Source organism: Halobacterium sp. MBLA0001 (genome assembly GCF_049705385.1).
GTDB classification, from domain to species: domain Archaea; phylum Halobacteriota; class Halobacteria; order Halobacteriales; family Halobacteriaceae; genus Halobacterium; species Halobacterium salinarum.
In genome coordinates this window covers 1058528-1078441 of sequence record NZ_JBNAMQ010000007.1, presented here as the reverse complement: position 1 = coordinate 1078441, position 19914 = coordinate 1058528, and the positions used below count along the sequence as shown (strand labels likewise).

Below are 19914 nucleotides of genomic sequence, written 5' to 3'. Positions count from 1 at the left end.
GCACAGCGTCCCGTTGGCGCCGCGCAGTCGCCAGGTTCGTGGTGGCTGGCAGTGCAGTCGCCGGGCTGCTGTACGCCGTCGGCTGGCGACAGGTGGCCGCGGGCCTGGCGAGCGCCGAGCCGGCGGTCGTCGCGCTCGCCGTGCTGGCGTCGCTTGCGGGAACGGCCGTCAGCGCTGACGGGGTCCGGGTTGCGATGGGCGTGTCCCGGGTTGCTCCCGATCGGCGGCTGGCGTGCCGGGCCGCGGTCGGCGGCATGTTCGTGGGCGCTGTGCTGCCCGCCGGCGGCCTCGGGAAGGCTGCGTTCACTGCGTACGTGGTGGGGCGAAGCGACGCCGCCACCACGGCGCAGGCTGTCGGCGGCGTCACCGGCTGGGAGGTGGCGAAGATGGCTGCGTCGGCGACGGTGGCGGTGGCTGGGGTGGCCGGCGTGCTCGCGGCGGGCGGGGCCGTCGAAACCGCGGGACTGGTGGCCGCCGCGTTCGGCGGCGTGTGTGTGACTGGCGTGGCTGCGGGGGCGCTCGTGGTTCGGCGGCGACGCCTCGTGGTCGGCCTCGCGGTGTGGCTGCTGGCGGGCGTCGCGCGCGTGCTCCCTGGGCGCTGGGAGCCACCCCCGCGGGAGCGCGTCCGCGCCGGGCTGGACGCCGCCCTCGAAAGCGTCGGCGTGCTCGCGCGAACCCCACAGCGGCTCGCCGCCGTGACCGGGGCGGCGCACGCGGCGTGGCTGTGCAGCGCGCTGGCGCTGGTGTTGTGCCTCCACGCGGTGGGGTTGTGGGTGTCGCCGGCGGTGGCGCTGGTGGCGCTCCCGGTTGCGGGGTTCGCGCACGTCGTCCCCGTGCCGGGCGGTCTGGGTCCGGTTGACGCCGCGCTGGGCGGCGTCATCGCGGCACTCACCGGGCACGCGCTGGCGACGTTGGCGTCGGCGCTCGTGTTGTTCCGGGTGGCGACGTACGGCACGCGCGTGGTCGTCGGCGGGGTGGCGCTGTGGCGGCTGCGCGCCGCGCTCAGATGACGCCCGTGCGGCTGGCGGCCTCGCGGGCGGCCACCTCGCTGATGCCGCCCCCGAGGATCGTGTATCGGTCCCGGATCTCGTGGGCGGAGGTGAGTGCCGCCAGTACCTCGTCGTCGGCGACGCCGAGCTCGTCGGCGGTCGTCGGCGCGTCCAGGCTCGCCAGCGCGTCCCGGACCGCCATCCACTGCCCCTCCTGGCCGGAGTGGAGGTACTCCGCGAGGATGGAGCCGACGCCCACCTGGTGGCCGTGGAGGGCTTTCCCGGGCGCGATGCGGTCGAGTTGGTGGCTGAACAGGTGCTCGCTGCCCGACGCGGGCCGCGAGGAGTCCGCGATCGACATCGCGACGCCCGAGGACACCAGTGCCTTCACCACGACCCACGCCGACTCCTCGAGTTCGGGCTTGATGTTGGCGGCGTTGTCCACGAGCATCTCGGCGGTCATCTGGGAGAGCGCGCCGGCGTACTCGCTGTACGGGACGTGCTGGAGGCGGTTGGCCAGCCGCCAGTCTTTGACCGCGGTGTAGTTCGAAATGATGTCCGCACAGCCGGCCGTCGTCAGCTCCCAGGGCGCGTCGGCGATGACGCCGGTGTCAGCGATGACCGCCAGCGGCGGGGCGGCCGACACCGAGTGGCGGGTGTCGCCCTCGGGGACCGACCCCCGACCGGAGACGATGCCGTCGTGGCTCGCCGCCGTCGGCACGCTCACGAACCCGACGTTCAGGTGGTCGCTGGCCAGCTTCGCGATGTCGATCGCTTTCCCGCCGCCGACCCCCACGAGGTAGCCGGGGTCGACGGCCTCGGCCTCACCGAGCACGCGCTCGACGGAGTCAAACGTCGCCTCCTCGACGACCACGACGGCCGGGTCGTCGCCGACGGCTTCGAACTGCGCGACGACGTTCTCCGCGGCCACCGTCTTCGGCGTCGGACTCGTCACCACGAGTGGCCGCCCCGTCAGGTGGGTGTCGCGGACGACCTCCACCGCGTCGTCGAGCACGCCGTGCCCGACGACGACGTTCCGCGGGAGCCGGATCCACGTCGACTTCTCGAACATACCGGGACTCCCTCGGGGACGAGTAAAAACCTACTCGTCGGCGAGCCGGTCGCTCCCCGCGGCGGTCGTCGGGTTTCACGCAGAGGCCAGCGAGGTCGCCGTCGACGGGCGGCAAAAGCGCTCCGGCAGGTTCGTGACTGCGGCTCGTGTGTCGCCCCTCAGACCGTGTCCAGCACGTCCAGCAGCCGGTCTTCCGTTTCGCGGTCGGGGCCGTTGTCGTCACCGGTGCGGCCGTGCTCGCGGTGGGCATCGACCGTGCGCTGCATCGCCTCGGCCGGCGGCGTCGACTCGTAGCCCAGCTCGGCGATCTTGGTGGTGTCGAGCACGTGGGGGGCGTCGCGGTACAGCGGGAACTCACCGGGGCCGAGGTCGACGATGGAGAGTTCGCGGGGACTCGTGTACGAGCGCTCGACGCTCGTGTCGAGGGCGTCCGCGATCAGATCGAGCATGCCGTCGAGGGTGACGGCGTTGCGGTCGCCGACGTTGTACGCCTCGCCCGGCTCGCCGTCCTCGGCGACCAGCCGAAGGCCGCGAGCCACGTCCTCGACGTAGACGCGCTGCCAGAGGTTCGTGCCGTCCCCGGGCACGACGATCTCGTCGCGTTCGGCGACCCGCTCGACCCAGTACGCGAGCCGCTCGGTGTAGTCGTGGGGGCCGTAGACGACCGGCGGGCGCACCGCCATCGCCGGCACCCCGCGGGCGGCGGCCTCGAAGACGATGCGGTCGCCAGCGGCCTTCCGCGCGCCGTAGGTCGCCGACGAGTCGTCGGTGGCCTCCTCGGCAGAACAGGACTCCAATCGGGTTTCGCCCTCGCGTTTGGGCACCTCTTCGGCGGCGTACGCCGCGCCGCTGGAGACGTAGACGTAGGCGTCGACGTCGCCGAAGATGTCGGTCGCGGACTCCACGTCACGGGGCTTGTACGCCACGCAGTCGAAGACGGCATCCGGATCGACCGTCCGCTTGGCGTCGAGGAGGGCGCGGCGCTCGGTGCGGTCGCCCTCGACGCGGGCGACGCGGTCGTCGTCGGCGAACGGGTTGTCATGGGTCCCCCGATTGAACGTCGTCACGTCGTAGTCGTGGGCCAGCAGCTCCGCGACGAGGTGGCGGCCGATGAACCGCGTGCCGCCGATCACAAGTGCCGTGTCCATACGCCGGGGGACGGCGCGGAACCCAAAAGTGGTGGCTATTCGACGGTGAACGGCGCGACCAGGGCGGTCTGCTCGTCGTCGACGTCGACGATGGTCGAGAACGCGTACCGTGATCCCGACGCCAGATCCAGCACGTCGCCGTAGACGGTGTCACCGCTGGTGTCGGGGTCCGCGTCACCGACCCCGACCCGCCAGTGGATGCGGTCGCCCGCGGAGAGCGTCGTCCACGGCTGGATGACGGGGTCCTCTCTGACCGTCTTCCAGCCGCTGTCGGTCTCCCGGTAGACCGTCCAGTCGTGGGGGTTCAGTCCGATCTCGTCGGCGTCGTCGTTGCCCAGCGTGACCGGGACGACGCCGCCCCTGGAGACGGTGGTCTGGTCCTGGGTGAACGTGATCGGGTGGCCGTCGGACGCGCCGGCACACACGACGGTGTCGACGCTGTCGTTGTCGCTGTGCATGGTCGGACAGTCGTCGGTGTCGTCGGAGTCACTCACGCTGTCGGTTCGACCGAGACAGCCCGTTGTTGTAAGCACTGCGGCAGTCGCGAGGAATGCACGTCGTTTCATACGTCGACCATCGTCCCACACGCAATAAACGGTTGCGTGGACTCAAACAGTCGCTGAACACACCCCGGTCGGCGGGGCGGCGTCAGTAGGACTTCGCGAAGTACGCCGTCCGCGTGGCCTCGTCGCCGCAGATCGCACAGTCTTCGCCGTCGTGGTCGGGCTCGGGCACGCGCTCGCCCTCGAACTCGGAGGCCGCGCGCGCCGCGGAGTCCTCGCCCAGCGGCACCATCACGATCTCGGCGGCGATCTGGTCTTTGATCTCGGCCTCACAGTCCTGGTCGCCACACCACGGTGCCTTCACGTAGCCGCCGTGCTGGCCGATGGTGCCCAGGATGTCGGCGCGGTTGTCCGCCTCCCGGACGTTCTCCGCAAGGCGGTCGGCGGCCGCGTCGTAGAGCTTGTCGTAGACCTCGTCGAGGTGGTCGTGGACGCGGTCGGCGATGGCCGCCCGGTCCTCGACGGTGCTTTCCCCGTCGGGCCGGTGGACCACGGTGACCTCGTCGTCCTCGACCTCGTTCGGCCCGATCTCGAAGCGCACGGGCACGCCGTTGAGCTCCCACTCGTTGAACTTGAAGCCGGGGTTGCGGCCGTCGCGGTCGTCGAAGTGCACGCGCACGCCCTGGGCTTCGAGCTCCGCGGCGATCTCGGCACCGTACTGCTCGACGTCGTCTTTCGTGTCCTCCTGCCAGATGGGGACGATGACGACCTGCTTGGGCGCGACCGTCGGCGGCAACACCAGTCCCTGGTCGTCGCTGTGGCTCATGACGAGCGCGCCGATGGCGCGCCAGGACAACCCCCAGGAGGTGGTGTACGCGGTGCGTTCGGCCTCGTCCTCGTCGGCGAACGTGATGTCGAAGGCGTCGGCGAACGACTGCCCGAGGTGGTGGCTGGTGCCGCCCTGCACGGATTTCCCGTCGGGCATCAGCGCCTCGACGGACATGGTGGTGTCCGCGCCGGGGAACTTGTCGTGGTCGGGCTTGCGCCCGCGCAACACCGGGATGCCCAACACGTCCTCGTAGAGGCGGTGGTACTGGTCGAGGCGCAGCGTCGTCTCCGCCCACGCGGCTTCGTCGGTGGCGTGGGCGGTGTGGCCCTCCTGCCAGAGGAACTCCTTGGTGCGGAAGAACGGCTTGGTCTCCGTGGCCTCCCAGCGCACCACGGAGTTCCACTGGTTCACGCGCAGCGGGAGGTCGCGGTGCGAGCGCACCCACTGGGAGAGATACGGCGCGATGATCGATTCCGAGGTGGGACGGACCGCGAGGCGCTGGTCGAGGTCGTCGTGGCCGCCCTGTGTCACCCACGCGACCTCGGGATCGAAGCCCTCCACGATGTCCTTCTCGCGTTCGAGGTAGTCCTCGGGGATGAACATCGGGAAGTAGGCGTTCTCGACGCCGGTGTCCTTGAACCAGCCGTCGAGGTTGTCCTGGATCGCTTCCCAGAGGGCGTAGCCGCGGGGCCGGGTAACGATGAACCCGCCCATCGGCGCGTAGTCCGCCAGCCCCGCCTTCTGGACGACCTCGGCGTACCAGTCGCCGGGGCTGTGTTCCTTGGACTCGGTGATGCCGAGTTCCTGATCGTCGTCGCTCATTGCTGGAACACTCGCCTGACGCGCTCTTAAATCCCGTGAAGCGTCTCCCGCCCGCCAGCATCCATGTGAACAATGCACATCCACCACGAAGACTAAGTAGTATGGTTACGTGCCACACAGTATGGGCGACACGAAACGTGGTCGCGAACGCACTGGCAAAAAGAAGCGCGAACAGCTCCGCAAGCGCGACGTAGAGCGCTCCCTCCAGGCCACGAACGAGCCCACGGACCCGCCGGAGTTCCCGGACGGCGAACTCAGCCTCGGCGACCGCTGACCGTCCCCGAAACGGTCGACGGCGCTCCGCGAACGGTCACTTCGTCCCACGCTGAGCGGCTGCGATCCGCCATGTCGGATCGCACACATGGTTTGCCAAGACTTTTATAACCTGACTGTCTACCAGGTTGCAAGCGGGTTCTTCCACATCGTTCCCGCGGCCCGGCCGACGGCCGGCCGGGAACAGCATCTCACTACTGCCAATGATACCGCTGTGGTTGCCACCGTGCCCCCTGGGCCCCGCGCACACCGGCCCACATCGTCGCAGGTCCGTCACGGACGGTGTCACCACACTCGGGAACCCCGTGTTAACCGATTATGAGTACTGTAGACCGTCAACTTGAGGAGTTACAGGACGAAATCGTCAGCGAAATTCCGGCGGACATCTCGGTCACCGATGTCAAATACGAAGGCCCCGAGCTCGTCGTCTACACCCGGGACCCCAAACAGTTCGCACAGGACGGCGACCTCGTTCGCCGGCTGGCGTCCAAGCTCCGGAAGCGCATCACCGTGCGGCCGGATCCGGCGGTGCTCTCCAGCCCGAAGCGCGCCCGCGACCGCGTCCTCGACGTGATCCCCGAGGAGGCCGGCGTCACGAACCTGGATTTCCACGAGGACACCGGCGAGGTGGTCATCGAAGCCGAGAAGCCCGGCATGGTGATCGGCCGCCACGGCTCCACGTTGCGGGAGATCACACAGGAAGCCGGGTGGACTCCGGAGGTCGTGCGCACGCCACCGATCGAGTCCTCGACGGTCTCGAACGTCCGGAACTTCCTCAAACAGGAGCGCGACGAGCGCCGCGACATCCTCGAAACGGTCGGGCGCCAGATCCACCGTGAGGAGATGCAGGACGACGAGTACGTGCGCGTGACGACCCTGGGGTGCTGTCGGGAGGTCGGGCGCGCCAGCTTCGTGCTTTCGACGCCGGAAACGCGGATTCTCGTCGACTGCGGGGACAAACCCGGCAGCGAGGACGAAGTCCCGTATCTGCAGGTCCAGGAGGCGCTGGCGGGCGGCGCGAACACGATCGACGCGGTGATTTTGACCCACGCCCACCTCGACCACTCGGCGTTCATTCCGCTGCTGTTCAAGTACGGCTACGACGGCCCGATCTACTGCACGGAGCCGACCCGGGACCTCATGGGTCTGTTGACCCTGGACTACTTGGACGTGGCCGCGAAGGAGGGGCGGGCACCGCCGTACGACTCCGAGATGGTGCGGGAAGCGATCAAGCACTGCATCCCCCTGGAGTACGGCGATGTCACTGACATCGCGCCGGACGTGAAACTCACGTTCCACAACGCCGGTCACATCCTCGGGTCGGCCGTCTCCCATTTCCACATCGGGGACGGCCTCTACAACGTCGCGTTCTCCGGGGACATTCACTACGACGACACCCGACTGTTCAACGGCGCTGTCAACGACTTCCCGCGCGTGGAGACGCTCGTGATGGAGTCCACGTACGGCGGCCGCAACGACTACCAGACCGACCAGGAGGACTCCGAGCGCAAGCTCAAACGCGTCATCAACGAGACCTACGAGGACGGCGGCAAGGTCCTCATTCCGGCGTTCGCCGTCGGCCGGTCCCAGGAGATGATGCTCGTGCTCGAAGAGGCGATGCGGGAGGGCGAGATCCCCGAGATGCCCATCCACCTCGACGGCATGATCTGGGAGGCCACTGCCATCCACACCACCTATCCCGAGTACCTCCGGGACGACCTCCGGGATCGCATCTTCCACAGCGACTCCAATCCGTTCCTCGCGCCCCAGTTCAACCACATCGACGGCGGCGAGGAGGAACGCCAAGCGGTCGCCGACGACGACCAGTGTATCATCCTCTCGACGTCGGGGATGGTCTCCGGCGGCCCCATCATGTCGTGGCTCGAACACATCGCGCCGGACCCCGATTCGACGCTGACGTTCGTCGGCTACCAGGCCCAGGGCACGCTTGGCCGCCGCATTCAGTCCGGCCGGGACAAGATCCCGATGCCCGACTCTCGGGGCGGCGGCCGCACCGAGCACCTCCAACTCAACATGGGCGTCGAAACCGTCGACGGCTTCTCCGGACACGCCGACCGCCAGGGCCTCGAAGACTTCGTGCGCACGATGAACCCCCGGCCGGAGAAAGTGCTGTGCGTCCACGGCGACGAGTCGTCCACACAGGACCTCTCGTCGGCGCTGTACCACGAGTTCAACATGCGGACGTTCGCGCCGAAGAACCTCGAAACGTTCCGGTTCGTGTAGCCGGCCACAGCCGTGGCGGTGGTCGCGGTGACCTATCAACTGTGATCGGTGTTCCGACAGGTCTATTATCATACCACCGGTATGTGTTGGCGTGAATCGCCCGCCGCTTCGCGCGATCGGAATGGCCATCGTCGTGCTCGTCGCGTTCACCGGCGGTGGTGCCGCCCAGCAGGCGGGCAGCGGCCCGAAAGTCGACGGTGACGGCGGGTACCGGTTCGACGTCGGGGGTGACAGCCCCCACATCACGTTCTGGCTCCACCTCGATCTGTTGACGAACCTCGGTGGTGCCGGTGATCTCGGGTTCAGCGCGGTCGGAACCGCGCTCGACACCCGGGTCATCGTCATCGACCTCCAGTTGCAGTTCGACGGGATCGGGCCCCTGGAGGAGTTCCTCTCTGATCCGTTCTCGCGGTTCTCCGTGAGCGCGGAGTGGGAGCTCAACCTGCCGTTCCTCAGTGCCGGCCCGGCGTCGGACACGGAGTTCAGTTACGAGGGCAACGAAACGATCGCCAACAACACGTCCCTGGAGAACGCGACCATCGGCACCGACACGCTGAGGAACGTCACCCGCAACGCCACCCAGTCCTGAGTTAGTCGGCGTCGGCGGGGTCGACAACCGCGCCGGTGGCGGCGTCGACGCCGACGCGATCGCAGTGTTCGGCCAGCGGGCACGCCGCAGGATCGTCGAGGCAGGCGGGGTCGCGTGCCGTGCAGTACTCCCGGCCGAACTGGATCATTGCGGTGTGTCCGAACCCGCAGGCGGCGTCGGGAACCGCGGCTTCGAGCGCGGCGCGGACGGCCTCGTGGTCGGCGGCCGCGGGCGCGATCCCCATGCGCCGGGCGATCCGGTGGACGTGTGTGTCGACGGGGAACACGCCGGGAGCGCCGCCGGCGAACAGCAACACGCAGTCGGCGGTCTTCGGTCCCACGCCGGTCATGTCCAGGAGCGCCGCCCGGACGGCGTCGGGGTCGCCCTCGCGCACGAACGCGTCGAAGCCCTCCGCGCCGCCGTACTCCTCGCAGACGCGGCCGGCGATCCGGATGATCGTGGCCGACTTCTGGTTGTAGAGGCCCGCCATCGAGATCGTGTCCGCGAGCACGTCTTGGTCGGCATCGGCGAGCGCCGCCGCGAGGTCGTCGGCGGCCGCGCCGTAGCGCTGCATGAGCGCGTCGTGGGCGGGTTGGCTGGCTTTGTCGCTGGTGTTCTGGCTGAGAATCGTGCGCACCAGACACTCGAAGGCGGCCCGGCCGCCGTAGGTTTTCTGCCAGTACAGCTCCCCCAGGCGGTCGACCACGAGCGCTGCCTGCGTCGGGTCCGCGCCGGACGCGAACGTGGTCGGGCGGCTGTCGTCTCCACCGGCGATGTTCTCGGCTGGCTCATCAGCCATACCGAACGCTCGGGGCGAGCCACCCCTAAATCCCGGGTGTTCGGGGCGGCTGTACCGTCAGTCGACGCGCAGCGTGGCGGTGAGCGGCGCGCCGTCGGCGAGCGCAGCGACCAGCTCGCGGTCGACGTCCGCGGCGGCCTTGTCGGCGTCCACGAAGACCGTGCGGTCGTCGACGTACGTGCTGGTGCGGCCGACCATGCTGCGGTCGTTCGTGAAGGTGAGGTCGGGGTGGCCCGAGCCCGTGATTTCGTCGCGGTGGTGGGGCGTATCGAGGACGAGCGTGATGGTGGCGGCGGCGTCCTGGCAGGCGGCGACGAACGCGTCGCTGAACGCCGCTGGCGAGCAGTCAGCGTCGATGCCGAGGATGCAGTCGCCGGCCGGCGTGAGGAAGTCGTCGGTGGTGAGTTCGAGCGTGCTGTCGTGGCGTGCGGTGACGTTGTCGTGGCCGGTGGCACTCACGGAGACATCCATACGCCCGAGCAGCAGCCGAACGCACTTGTGGACGGCGTTCGGGGGCGGGGTCACGGACAGCAGGGGGGTGGCAGGCACAGGGGACAGATTGCGGGGGGCGGACACACGCAAACGTTAAGTGGTATCCCGGAGTACTACTTGTCACCTGAACGCTGCGAGCGTTCGTGTACAGCCCGAGAGAATGACAGGACGTTCTCCTTCCGACCGGAACGGACGACCTCTCGAGCGACTGCTATCGCGAGCGCGCCAGCGGAATGGCATCGAGGTTTGAACAATGGCTGAGGAAGAAACAACCATCGAGGTATCGACCGCCGACGAACTCATTACTGACGACGAACTCCAGAACAAATCCAAGGGCCAGCTCATCAAGAACGCCGGCCAGTTCCGCGACCGGCGCAACGAGCTGAATCAGCTCGCGAGCTCCCGGGCGTCGGAGCGCGACGACCTGAACGCCAAGACCCGAGAGAAGGTCGACGAAGCCCAAGAGCACCGCGAGAAGCGCGACGAGCTCAACGAGCGCGTCCAGGAGCACAAGGAGATCCGCAACGATCTGAACGCGGACGCCAACGAGCTGTTCGACGAGGTCGAGCAGCGCAAAGAGGACCTCGAGCTCGACGAGGGCAAGGACCTCGAACAGCTCAAAGAGGAGATCGAGGAGCTGGAGTTCAAGCAACAGACCGAAGTCCTGTCCACCGAGGACGAGCGCGAACTCATCGAGAAGATCGAGGGGAAGCGCGAGGAGTACCAGGACCGCGAGGAGAAACTCGACCAGTCCGGCGACCTGGAAGGGCTCGTCGAGGAAGCCGAGTCCGTGCGGGCGGAAGCCTCCAAGCACCACGAGAAGGTGACGGAGCTCGCGGACAAGGCCCAAGAGCACCACAACCAGATGATCGAGGCCTATCGGGAGGCCGACGACATCCGGGACGAGGCCGACGAGATGCACGAGGACTTCGTCGAAGCCCAGGAAGCGGCCGACGCCCACCACGAGGCGTTCGTCGAGGTCCAGAAGCGACTGCGTGAACTCGACAAACAGGAAGAAGAAGAGGAGAAAGACAAGCGCGCCCAAGAGCAGGAGGAAGCCCGCGAGGAAGCCGAGGAGATCTACGAGCGGTTCAAGGAGGGCGAGACCCTCGACACCGAGGACCTCCGCAAGCTCCAGAAGTCCGGCCACCTGTAACGGGTTCGCGTGCCGTCGGCCGTGGCAGCCCCGCGAAGTTTTTGTGATGGGGACGTAACCGTCGAACCGAGAGATGCGTACGCTGGTGGTGTGCGTCGACCGGGCCGGTGATATTTCCCGACAGACCGGACTGCGGACGCCGATCGCCGGCTGGGAGGCCGTACAGTCGTTGGTCACGGATATGGGCGTTGCCGATCCGGAGGACGCGAGTGTCAACTGCCTCCTGGAGGCGTTGCGCGTGACGCGGGACTTGCGGGACGGCGCGGACGACGCCGTGGTGGCGGCGGTGTCGGCGACCGGGGACGGGGTGACCGCGGATCGGTCGGTCGCCCAACAGTTCGACAGCCTCGTGGACCGCCACGACCCGGACTCCTGTGTGGTCGTGGTCGACAGCGCGGCCGACGAGCGCGTCGTGCCGATCGTCGAAAGCCGCATTCAGGTCGACGCGGTCGATCGCGTGGTCGTGCGCCAGGCCCGAGACTTGGAGTCGACGTACTACCTCCTGAAGCAGTTCCTCGCCGACGAGGAGCTGCGCCAGACCGTGCTGGTTCCGGTCGGGATCGTGTTGCTCGTGTTCCCCGGGTTGATGATGGTGACGGGCAGCCTCGCGGTTGCAGCGGCCAGCATCACCACCGTGATCGGGTTGTTCTTACTGTACAAGGGCCTGGGGGTCGACGAGTACGTGGCCGCGCTCCCCGGGCAGGCGCGGGACGCGTTGTACTCCGGGCGCGTGTCGATTGTGACGTACGTCGTCGCGGGCGGCCTCGGACTCGTGGGTGTGTTTGCGGGTGCGCTCGGGCTCACGAACCAGGCCGCAGGACTGTCCCGGCTTGTGGCCGCGATGACGTTCACCTACTACAGCATTCCCTGGGTCACGTTGGGCGCGCTCACCGCCAGCGGCGGCCGGCTGTTCGACGAGTACATCCGCAACGACGACGTGCGCACGTCGTTCGTGAACCTGCCGTTCGGCGTGCTTGCGGTTGGTCTCGTGGTTCGCGGGTTCGCGGTGTACTTCATGGAGCGCGCCGGCATCGTGGCCCCGTTGACTGCCCCGAGCGCCGCGCTGGGCGCGCTCTCCGTGCGGGGGTTCCGGGTCTCCCCCGAGCAGCGGCTCGCGGTGTTCGTCGTGTTGGGGGTGTTGGTGAGCGTTGCGGGGATTCGCGTTGCGACGTACGTCTCGGGCGTGACGATCCGCGACGTGGAGCGCTCCGCCGAGCAGTGACGCCGCGAAGAGCAAGTATATCGGGCTGGTGGGACAACGCGTCGGCATGACTGACGGACAATGGGTGGGCCTGTTCTCCGGGGGCAAAGACTCCTCGTGGGCGCTCTACCGGGCGCTTGAAGCCGGCTTGGACGTCGGCCGGCTGGTGACGGTGCATCCGGAGAGCGACTCGTACATGTACCACGTCCCGGCGACGCGGCTCGCGGAGCTCGCCGCCGAGAGCATCGGCATCCCAGTGGTGAACGTGACGCCGGACGCCTTCGAGACGGCGGACGTAGCCGACGCGGGCGCGCAGGGCGACACCGAGCTCGAACCGCTGGAGGACGCCGTGACCGACGTAGCCGATACCCTGGACGGCGGGCTCGCGGGCGTGATCGCGGGGGCCGTCGAGAGCGACTTCCAGACCAGCCGCATGGAGGGAATGTGCGACCGGCTTGGGTGTGAGTTGTACGCGCCCCTCTGGCAGCAGCCGCCCCGGGAGCTGGCTGATGCGATGCTCACAGCGGGGTTCGAGATCCGCATCATTCAGGTGGCGGCCTACGGGCTCGACGAGTCGTGGCTGGGGCGACGCCTCGACCGTGACGCGCTGGCGGAGCTCGCCGCGCTCAACGACGAGTACGGCGTCCACGTGCTCGGCGAGGGCGGCGAGTTCGAAACGCTGGTGACCGACGCCCCGCATATGGACCGCCCGATCAGACTCGATTACGAGACCGTGTGGGCGGGCGACCGCGGGCACATCGAGATCACCGAGGCGTGCCTCGGGCCGTAGCTAGCGGCCGTCCGCGTCGTGCCCGTTCTCGATGGTGGTGTGGGCGCCGATGAGCGCGCCCGAGAAGTCGATGGAGTCCAGGACGGTGTCCTCGTCGATGATGGAGTTACGGACGTCGCAGTCCCGGAGCGTGGCGTCGGGGAAGATGACGCTGTTGGAAACCGTGGAGTTGGTCAGCTCGGCGCCGGGCAACACGTGGACGTTCTCGCCGATGGTGGTGTTGGAGACGGTGGCGTCGTCGGCGACGATGCTGTCGCCGTCGAGCGTCCACGCGACGGCGTCGAGGTACGACTCCGGAGTGCCGATGTCGAACCAGGCGCCTTCGAACGTGAACGCGCGGACGGACTGGCGGTCCTGTAGCCACTCCACGAACCACCCGGGTTCGTCGGGGTTGCCGTCGGCGGCGAGGTACGTGTCGATGTCCGCGACGACCGATTCGGGGTAGGCGTAACACGCGATGGAGACCAGCGTGCTGTTGGGGTCGTCGGGCTTCTCCTGGAAGTTGATGACCTCGTCGCCGTGCAACTCGACCAACCCGTAGGACTGCGCGCGCTCGTAGCTGCCCACGTCGTAGGCGGCGATCGCGGGGTTGTCGGCGTCGTGTTCCTCGAAGAAGTCCACGAACGCGGAAACGTCGAAGGAGATGAGGTTGTCGCCGGCGATCACCACCAGGTCGTCGGTGATGGATTCACGGTCGACGAGCTGCGCGAGCGCCCCCATCACGCCGAACTTCTCGTCCTCGTCGGTGGTGTCTTCGACGGACAGCTGCGGCTTCTCGAAGGAGCGCTCCGCGAGGTGGCTGCGGAACTCGCCGGCGAACCGCTCGTTGGTGGAGACGTAGACGGTGTCGATGCGGTCGTCGGATTCGAGATCCGCGAAGATGCGATCGATGACGGTGGAGTCGCCGACCGGCAGGAACATCTTCGGCCGGTCTTTCGTGATCGGCCAAAGCCGGGTCGCGTATCCGCCGGCGAGCACGACGGCTTTCATACCAACCAGGTCCACACGGTCCGGTAAGTCCTTTTTCATCCGGCGACACTGGCTACGTATGGACGACCGAACGACCCGAGAGCGCGTCCGGGCGGCGCTCCGCGAGCAGCCGGCAACGCCGAGCGAGGTCGCGGCGGCGTTCGACGTGGCGCGCGGAACAGCCCTGACCCACGTCAGGCATATCGCCGAGAGCCTGGACAGCGCCGACGAGGAGTTGCTGGTGCGACCGCCGGCGTGCCGGGACTGTGGCTTCGAGGACTTCGACGACCCCGTGAACGTGCCGTCGCGGTGTCCGGAGTGCAAAAGCGAGTCGATCGCGGAGCCGGCGTTCGTCGTGGAGCCGGCTTAGAACCCGATGCGGGAGCCCGGGGACGTGGACAGGTCCGCGGGGTCGCCGGGGTCGACGCCCTGCATGACAAACTCGTAGTCCGGATCGGTCAACGAGACGGTGCCGTCCTGGACGGTCACGTCGACGGCGGTGAGTGTCGCCCCCTCACACGGGCCGTGTGTGCAGACGCCGGAAGTGGGGTCGAAGGTGGCTGCGTGTTTCCGGCAGACCAGTTCGCCGTCGCGGACTGCGCCCGACCCGGAGTCGAGTGTGACGTCCGTCCAGTGCATGCAGTAGTTCAGCCAGCCCGTGATCGAGCCGTCGGACAGCGCCACGAGGATCGCCTCCTGTTCGTCGCCGCTGTCGCGGTCCCGGACGGTGAACCGGAAGCTGTCGCCGGCCTGGAGGTCCGTCACGGACGCGATCTGTGCGCCGTCGCCGGGGGCCGGCTCAGCGGCGTCCCCACCGTCGGTGTCGCCGTCAACCATTACCAGTGCGTATTGGCGCGGGCTGCTTGAACGCACTGGTGGCCCCTAGTAGTGGCGGCGTTCGATCTCGGCGTTGTACGCGCTGGCGAGGGCGGCCCCGATCCGGCACGTGTCGTACGTGGCGTCGTCGACGCGCGCGATGGGGCGCACCTCCCAGGTGGTGTTCGTGAGGAACGCCTCGTCGGCGTCGTAGAGCCGGGACGGCGTGTACGCGCCCGTGTGCACCGTGAGCCCGTGCTCGGCGGCGAGTTCGGCGACCGCCCACCGCGTGATCCCGGGCAACACGTCGAGATCGCCGCTGGGCGTGTAGAGGGTGCCGTCGGCGACGAAAAAGAGGTTGCTCGCAGCGCCCTCCGTGAGGTGGCCGTCGGGCGTGACGAACAGCGCTTCGTCGGCGTCGGCGGCGATGTCGCGGCGGGCGAGCACGCCGGGCAGGTAGTTGTGGGTTTTCGCGGTGCTGGGGATGGTGGTGTCGCGGTGTTGGGTGATCGTCGTGGTTTCGACGGTGGCGGGCATCGACCAGACCGGGTCGCCGTCGACGCCGCCGCGGGGGAGCGCGTCGACCACCACGACGACGGTCGGATCGGTCGTGTCCCGCGGGGTGAGCCGGCCGTCCTGGACGCCCCGAGTGATCGACAGCCGGACGTAGGCGTCCGCGAGGTCGTTGGCGGCGAGCGTCTCGTGGACGCGCCCCCGCAGCGCCGCCTCCGAGAGGTCGTGGTCGATGCCCAGCGAGTCACAGGTGGCCTGCAGGCGGCGGTAGTGGGCGGTCCAGGCGAACGTCTGGCCGCCGTACGCGCGCATGGTTTCGAACGCTGCGTCGCCGTACTGGAAGCCGCGGTCGCGGACGCTGACGGTTGCGTCGGCGGCGTCCACGAGCGCGCCGTTTACGTGGTATCGCATAGGGAGAGGAAGTTGGTGATGAGGTCGGAGCCGACCGGTGTGAGGATGCTTTCGGGGTGGAACTGTACGCCGACGTGTGGCGCGTCCCGGTGTCGGACCCCCATGAGGACGCCGTCGGTCGTGCGGGCAGTCGGCACCACCGCATCGGGCAGCCCCGATTCCGGGACGGACAGCGAGTGGTACCGGCCGGTGTCGAACGTGTCCGGGAGCCCAGCGAAGACGCCCGTTCCGTCGTGGCGGACCGTCGAGGGTTTGCCGTGGACGACCCGTGGGGCGGCCGTGACCGTGGCACCCGCGGCGGCACACAGCGCCTGGTGGCCCAGGCACACGCCGAGCGTCGGGTACGACAACTCACGGAACACGGGGACGGTGACGCCCGCGTCGGCGGGCGTGCCGGGGCCGGGGGAGACGACGATCCCGTCCGGGTCGAGGTCGCGGACGGCGGCGGTGTCGATGGCGTCGTTCCGCCGGACGACCACGTCGTCGGCGGCCGCGCCGACGTACTGCACGAGGTTGTACACGAACGAGTCGTAGTTGTCGACGACGAGGATGCGGGTCACGAGTTGTCGGGCGTCGTGTCGGCGACGCGCCCGATGCCGCCGGCGTCCCCCAGCGCGGTGACGAGTGCGCGGGCTTTCGCGAGGGTTTCGTCGTATTCGGCTGCGGGCGTGGAGTCGTGGACGATGCCGGCGCCGACGCGCAGGTGGTAGGTGGCGGCGCGTCTGACGAGCGTTCGGATGGTGATGCTGAGCGTGGCGTCACCGTCGAACCCGATGGCGGCGAGGCTGCCCGTGTAGGGGCCCCGGCGGGTGGCTTCGACGGTGTCGATGAGCGCCATTGTACGGGGCTTGGGCGCGCCGGTAATAGTTCCGCCGGGAAAGACCGCGGCGATCGCGTCACGGAGCGAACACGACTCGCGGAGCCGGCCCGTGACTTCACTGACGAGGTGCAACACCTCGCTGTACGCGTCCACGCGCCGGTAGTCCGGGACCGCCACGGAGCCGTACTCGCTGACCTTCCCGAGGTCGTTGCGCTCCAGATCGACCAGCATCGCGTGCTCGGCGCGCTCCTTGTCGTCGGCGCGGAGCGCCGCCCGGGCGGCGTCGTCCTCGGCGGGGGTGGCCCCGCGGGGGCGTGTGCCCGCAATCGGCTCGGTGGTGAGCTCGCGGCCGCGCCGCGCGAGCAGCAGCTCCGGGCTGGCCGACACCAGATCGACGCCCGGGAACTCGACGATCCCCGAGTAGGGCGCGGGGTTGGTGTCCCGGAGCGCCTCGAACACCGCCACCGGGTGGACGGCCGCCGGGGCGTCGAGGCGGTGGCTGACGTTCGCCTGGAAGGTGTCGCCGTCCCGGATGGCGTCCTGGATGCGGCGGACCCGCGCCTCGAACGCCGCGCGGCCGGCCGCGCTCTCGAACGGCGCGGGGGAGTCGGCGGGCGGCGGGCCGACCGCGGGGTCGCCGTCCCGGATGGCTGCCGCAAGCGCCTGCACGCGGTCGCGGCCGGCCTCGAACGCGCCGTCGGGGGTGTACTCGTCGACCGGGACGGCGGCGATCAGGCGGAGGTCGTCCCCAGGCGTGAACGGCTCGCGCCACGCCGCGATCGTGGGGTAGACGCCGAGTTGGAGGCGGGGCAGCCCGCGCGCGTCGGTGGTGGTGTCAGGGATCGCTTCGAGTTCGCGGGCGATGTCGTAGCTGAGCCAGCCGAACAGGCCGCCGGGGTGTGGGACGTCGCAGTCGACCCGAGCGAGGCGCGCGCCGACGGCGGCCTGGACGGTGTCGAGCGCGCCCGCGCCGTCGGCCCGCAGCATCGACGCCGGATCGACGCCGAAGTAGCCCCAGCCGTCGCTGCCGCCGGTGGTCTCGTAGTGGAACGACGGGGCGTCGCCGCGGGCGCGCCGGTACGCCGCGAACGGGTCGGTGACCGGCAGGCGCGCCTCGACTACGGCACGCGTCGGTGCTGTGGCGTCGCCGGCGGCGTCGCGGAACGCCGCGGGGTCGGTCGCAAGCGCCGCCGAGTCAGGCATGCGGTGTCGCCACGTTACTGGTCGCCGACGCGGTCGCGCCAGCGCCGGATGCGTTTCGGGGAGAGATCCGTCGCCGCCGCGATGTCGTCGGTGTCGGCGGCGGCCAGCTCCTGTGGTGTCGTGACGCCGGCGTCCGCGAGGCGGCTGGCGTACGCCGGCCCGATGCCCGTGATGTCGGTGAGATCGCCGGCGGCCGGCTCGGCGTCGGCAGGCTGGCTGTCGTCGGTGGCCTGGGGCGTCGACTCCGCACCTTTGACGGCGCGCTCGGTGGTGGCGTCGGGCTCGTGCTCGACAGTGATGTCGACGCCACTGCCTGGCGGATGGTCGTTGTCAGCAGCCCCGAACAACGACTTGAGTTTCGAGAGCAGACCCATTGGTCGCACATATACCCCCGGCGGACTTAAAGCCGTGCACGGAGGGCGGCGCGCATCGCCGCCACGGGGGCGTCCAGGCCGGTCCAGCGCTCGAACGCCTCGGCACCCTGATAGAGCAGCATCCACGCGCCGTCGATCGTGGTTGCGCCGGCGGCCGCGGCGTCCCGCAGCAGCCGCGTCTCAACCGGCGAGTACACGGCGTCTAGGACGGCGAGATCGTCGTGGAGGGCGTCGGCGGACACCGGCGACGTGTCCGGGTCGTCCATCCCCACCGTGGTGGCGTGGACCAGGACCGTCGCGTCGGCGAGGCTCCGCGGCAGGTCACCGAGGCCGACGGCCGTGCCACCCACGTCGGCGGCGAGTTCGTCGGCGGCCGCCCGTGTTCGGTTGGCGATCCGAACGGTCGCCCCGGCGTCGGCGAGCGCGAACGCGGCGGCGCGGCCGGCACCACCCGCGCCGACGACCACAGCCTGCGTGCCCGACAGCGACACGTCGTGGTGGGCGAACGCGCGCTTCACGCCCGCAACGTCGGTGTTGTACCCGCGGGGCGCGGCCCCGGAGAAGTCGATGGTGTTGACGGCGCCCACCCGGGCGGCCATCGAGTCGGTCGCCACCGCCGACGCGGCCGACTGCTTGAACGGCGCGGTGACGTTCAGCCCCGCCACGCCGAGCGCGCCAGCCCCTCGGATGGCGGCCGCGGCGTCGTCCGGTGCCGGCTCGAAGGTCACGTACCGGGCGTCGAGCCCGCACTCGTCGTAGGCGGCCGCGTGCAGCGGCGGCGACAGCGAATGCCCGACCGGGTTCCCGATCAGTCCGTAGACGTCCATGCGCCGGCTCGTCGCGCCAGCAGCATAACTGGTCGCACACCGAACCGTTTTTTACTCGCTGCCTGGTTTCGATCCGTATGGCCGACTCGCTGCTCGTCAACGGGGGCATCCTCGTTGCCGGCATCCTCCTGTTGTACGTGGGGGCGGAGCTGCTGGTGTCCGCCGCCTCCGCGCTCGCGCTCTCCCACGGCATCAAGGCCGCAACCGTCGGCGTCACCGTCGTGGCGTTCGCGACGACCGCGCCGGAGCTGTTCGTCAGCACGGTCGGCGGCATCACCGCCGGCGACAGCATCGCGCTGGGCAACATCGTGGGGTCGAACATCGCGAACATCGGGCTCGTGTTGGGAACGGCGGCGCTGCTCCGGCCCATGGACGTCGACAAGACGCTGCTGTACCACCACGGGCCGTTCATGCTTGCGGCCGCGCTGGCGCTCGTCGGGCTGTCCCTGGACGGGACGCTTGGCGCCCTCGACGGCGTCGCGTTGCTCGCGCTGTTGGCGGTGTTCACGGCGTACATATACCGCCACGCCCAGCAGGATGACGAGGTGTCGCTGCCCGACGACGTGGACATGGACGACGACGCGACCGCCACCGCCCGCGACTACGTGGTGCTCGTGGGTGCGATCCTGCTGTTGCTCGGTGGCTCCCGCGCGCTCATCACCGGCGGGCGGGGCGTCCTCATGGAGTTCGGGTTCAGCGACCTGTTCATCGGGCTGACGGTCATCGCGTTCGGCACGTCGGTCCCGGAGCTCGCCACGTCGGTCGTGAGCGCGCTGCGCGACGAGGCGGATTTCTCCATCGGGAACGTGGTCGGGTCGAACATCTACAACGTGCTCGCGGTGATCGGGATCGTTGCGATCCTGGTGCCGATCACCGTCACGAAGGGCACGCTGGCCTTCGAGTTGCCGGTGATGCTCGGGTTCACCGTGTTGGCGCTGGGGATGATGGCGGTCGGCGACCGCATCACTCGCGTCGAGGGTGCGGTGTTGATCGGGTCCTACGGCGGGTTCGTCTACTTCCTGGTGCCGTAAGTGCCGGCGGCATGAGCGGCAACCGGGAGGCGTTTTACCGGGG

General features: G+C 69.1%; 22 protein-coding genes. 9 read left to right on the top strand and 13 right to left on the bottom strand.

Annotated elements, in window-relative coordinates:
* The first annotated feature begins 41 nt into the window (after positions 1-41).
* Entirely contained in the window at positions 42-1010 is a 969-nt protein-coding gene (locus ACOZ32_RS06785; RefSeq protein WP_205251478.1) for a lysylphosphatidylglycerol synthase domain-containing protein, read from the top strand.
* Here the strand turns inward: ACOZ32_RS06785 and ACOZ32_RS06780 are convergent.
* The 4 genes from ACOZ32_RS06780 to proS all read right to left on the bottom strand — a co-directional run bounded on the left by ACOZ32_RS06780 (position 1003) and on the right by proS (position 5363).
* Complete coding sequence (locus ACOZ32_RS06780; protein WP_424335097.1) at positions 1003-2061, bottom strand: NAD(P)-dependent glycerol-1-phosphate dehydrogenase; 1059 nt, start codon at positions 2059-2061, stop codon at positions 1003-1005. The genes ACOZ32_RS06785 and ACOZ32_RS06780 overlap by 8 nt on opposite strands.
* A gap of 158 nt (positions 2062-2219) precedes the next feature.
* Positions 2220-3209 carry an SDR family oxidoreductase gene (locus ACOZ32_RS06775; protein WP_010902253.1) on the bottom strand — a complete coding sequence of 330 codons (990 nt, stop codon included), beginning with the start codon at positions 3207-3209 and terminating at the stop codon, positions 2220-2222.
* A gap of 35 nt (positions 3210-3244) precedes the next feature.
* A complete protein-coding gene (locus tag ACOZ32_RS06770) occupies positions 3245-3775 on the bottom strand; it encodes a hypothetical protein (protein WP_424335096.1) in 531 nt (176 codons plus the stop codon).
* Between the two features lie 82 nt (positions 3776-3857).
* A complete protein-coding gene (gene proS, locus ACOZ32_RS06765; protein ID WP_424335095.1) occupies positions 3858-5363 on the bottom strand; it encodes a proline--tRNA ligase in 1506 nt (501 codons plus the stop codon).
* A gap of 121 nt (positions 5364-5484) precedes the next feature.
* Between proS and ACOZ32_RS06760 the strand changes: the two genes are divergently transcribed.
* The 3 genes from ACOZ32_RS06760 to ACOZ32_RS06750 all read left to right on the top strand — a co-directional run bounded on the left by ACOZ32_RS06760 (position 5485) and on the right by ACOZ32_RS06750 (position 8469).
* Complete coding sequence (locus ACOZ32_RS06760) at positions 5485-5637, top strand: hypothetical protein (RefSeq protein WP_010902250.1); 153 nt, start codon at positions 5485-5487, stop codon at positions 5635-5637.
* Positions 5638-5954: 317 nt separating this feature from the next.
* Complete coding sequence (locus ACOZ32_RS06755; RefSeq protein ID WP_205251474.1) at positions 5955-7880, top strand: beta-CASP ribonuclease aCPSF1; 1926 nt, start codon at positions 5955-5957, stop codon at positions 7878-7880.
* 91 nt (positions 7881-7971) lie between these two features.
* Positions 7972-8469: a DUF7332 family protein gene (locus ACOZ32_RS06750; protein WP_229373392.1), complete on the top strand. Its 498-nt coding sequence runs from the start codon at positions 7972-7974 to the stop codon at positions 8467-8469.
* Position 8470: 1 nt separating this feature from the next.
* Here ACOZ32_RS06750 and ACOZ32_RS06745 read toward each other — a convergent pair whose 3' ends face one another.
* Both ACOZ32_RS06745 and ACOZ32_RS06740 read right to left on the bottom strand, forming a co-directional pair.
* Positions 8471-9268, bottom strand: coding sequence for an endonuclease III domain-containing protein (locus tag ACOZ32_RS06745; RefSeq protein WP_424335094.1), 798 nt, complete (start codon positions 9266-9268; stop codon positions 8471-8473).
* Positions 9269-9325: 57 nt separating this feature from the next.
* Positions 9326-9739: a DUF371 domain-containing protein gene (locus tag ACOZ32_RS06740; RefSeq protein WP_205251472.1), complete on the bottom strand. Its 414-nt coding sequence runs from the start codon at positions 9737-9739 to the stop codon at positions 9326-9328.
* 274 nt (positions 9740-10013) lie between these two features.
* Here ACOZ32_RS06740 and ACOZ32_RS06735 point away from each other — a divergent pair, with 274 nt between their 5' ends.
* From ACOZ32_RS06735 to ACOZ32_RS06725, 3 genes are all read left to right on the top strand, one after another.
* The gene (locus ACOZ32_RS06735) at positions 10014-10916 is read left to right on the top strand and encodes a coiled-coil protein (protein WP_010902245.1); all 903 of its coding nucleotides are present in this window, start codon (positions 10014-10016) and stop codon (positions 10914-10916) included.
* A 73-nt stretch (positions 10917-10989) separates the two neighbouring features.
* Positions 10990-12138: a DUF373 family protein gene (locus ACOZ32_RS06730; RefSeq protein WP_205252431.1), complete on the top strand. Its 1149-nt coding sequence runs from the start codon at positions 10990-10992 to the stop codon at positions 12136-12138.
* Between the two features lie 46 nt (positions 12139-12184).
* Positions 12185-12907: a diphthine--ammonia ligase gene (locus tag ACOZ32_RS06725; RefSeq protein WP_424335093.1), complete on the top strand. Its 723-nt coding sequence runs from the start codon at positions 12185-12187 to the stop codon at positions 12905-12907.
* Here ACOZ32_RS06725 and ACOZ32_RS06720 read toward each other — a convergent pair whose 3' ends face one another.
* Positions 12908-13897, bottom strand: coding sequence for a sugar phosphate nucleotidyltransferase (locus ACOZ32_RS06720; RefSeq protein WP_424335092.1), 990 nt, complete (start codon positions 13895-13897; stop codon positions 12908-12910).
* Between the two features lie 58 nt (positions 13898-13955).
* Between ACOZ32_RS06720 and ACOZ32_RS06715 the strand changes: the two genes are divergently transcribed.
* A complete protein-coding gene (locus tag ACOZ32_RS06715) occupies positions 13956-14246 on the top strand; it encodes a transcriptional regulator (RefSeq protein WP_205251468.1) in 291 nt (96 codons plus the stop codon).
* Here the strand turns inward: ACOZ32_RS06715 and ACOZ32_RS06710 are convergent.
* Genes ACOZ32_RS06710 through ACOZ32_RS06685 form a run of 6 tightly spaced genes read right to left on the bottom strand, consistent with a single transcriptional unit; the run spans position 14243 to position 18840 of the window.
* Positions 14243-14713, bottom strand: a complete 471-nt coding sequence (locus ACOZ32_RS06710) for a Rieske (2Fe-2S) protein (RefSeq protein ID WP_010902240.1) — start codon at positions 14711-14713, stop codon at positions 14243-14245. The two genes, ACOZ32_RS06715 and ACOZ32_RS06710, sit on opposite strands and share 4 nt — an antisense overlap.
* Before the next feature lie 45 nt (positions 14714-14758).
* Positions 14759-15616, bottom strand: a complete 858-nt coding sequence (locus ACOZ32_RS06705) for an aminotransferase class IV (RefSeq protein WP_205251467.1) — start codon at positions 15614-15616, stop codon at positions 14759-14761.
* Positions 15601-16176, bottom strand: coding sequence for an anthranilate synthase component II (locus ACOZ32_RS06700; protein WP_205251466.1), 576 nt, complete (start codon positions 16174-16176; stop codon positions 15601-15603). The genes ACOZ32_RS06705 and ACOZ32_RS06700 overlap by 16 nt, the downstream gene beginning before the upstream one ends.
* On the bottom strand, positions 16173-17639 hold the full coding sequence (gene pabB, locus ACOZ32_RS06695; protein WP_205251465.1) for an aminodeoxychorismate synthase, component I: 1467 nt from the start codon (positions 17637-17639) through the stop codon (positions 16173-16175). The genes ACOZ32_RS06700 and pabB overlap by 4 nt, the downstream gene beginning before the upstream one ends.
* Before the next feature lie 14 nt (positions 17640-17653).
* The gene (locus ACOZ32_RS06690) at positions 17654-18013 is read right to left on the bottom strand and encodes a helix-hairpin-helix domain-containing protein (RefSeq protein ID WP_012289149.1); all 360 of its coding nucleotides are present in this window, start codon (positions 18011-18013) and stop codon (positions 17654-17656) included.
* Positions 18014-18039: 26 nt separating this feature from the next.
* Positions 18040-18840, bottom strand: coding sequence for a shikimate dehydrogenase (locus ACOZ32_RS06685; RefSeq protein ID WP_205251464.1), 801 nt, complete (start codon positions 18838-18840; stop codon positions 18040-18042).
* A gap of 77 nt (positions 18841-18917) precedes the next feature.
* Here ACOZ32_RS06685 and ACOZ32_RS06680 point away from each other — a divergent pair, with 77 nt between their 5' ends.
* Entirely contained in the window at positions 18918-19871 is a 954-nt protein-coding gene (locus ACOZ32_RS06680) for a calcium/sodium antiporter (protein ID WP_205251463.1), read from the top strand.
* The last annotated feature ends 43 nt before the right edge of the window (positions 19872-19914 follow it).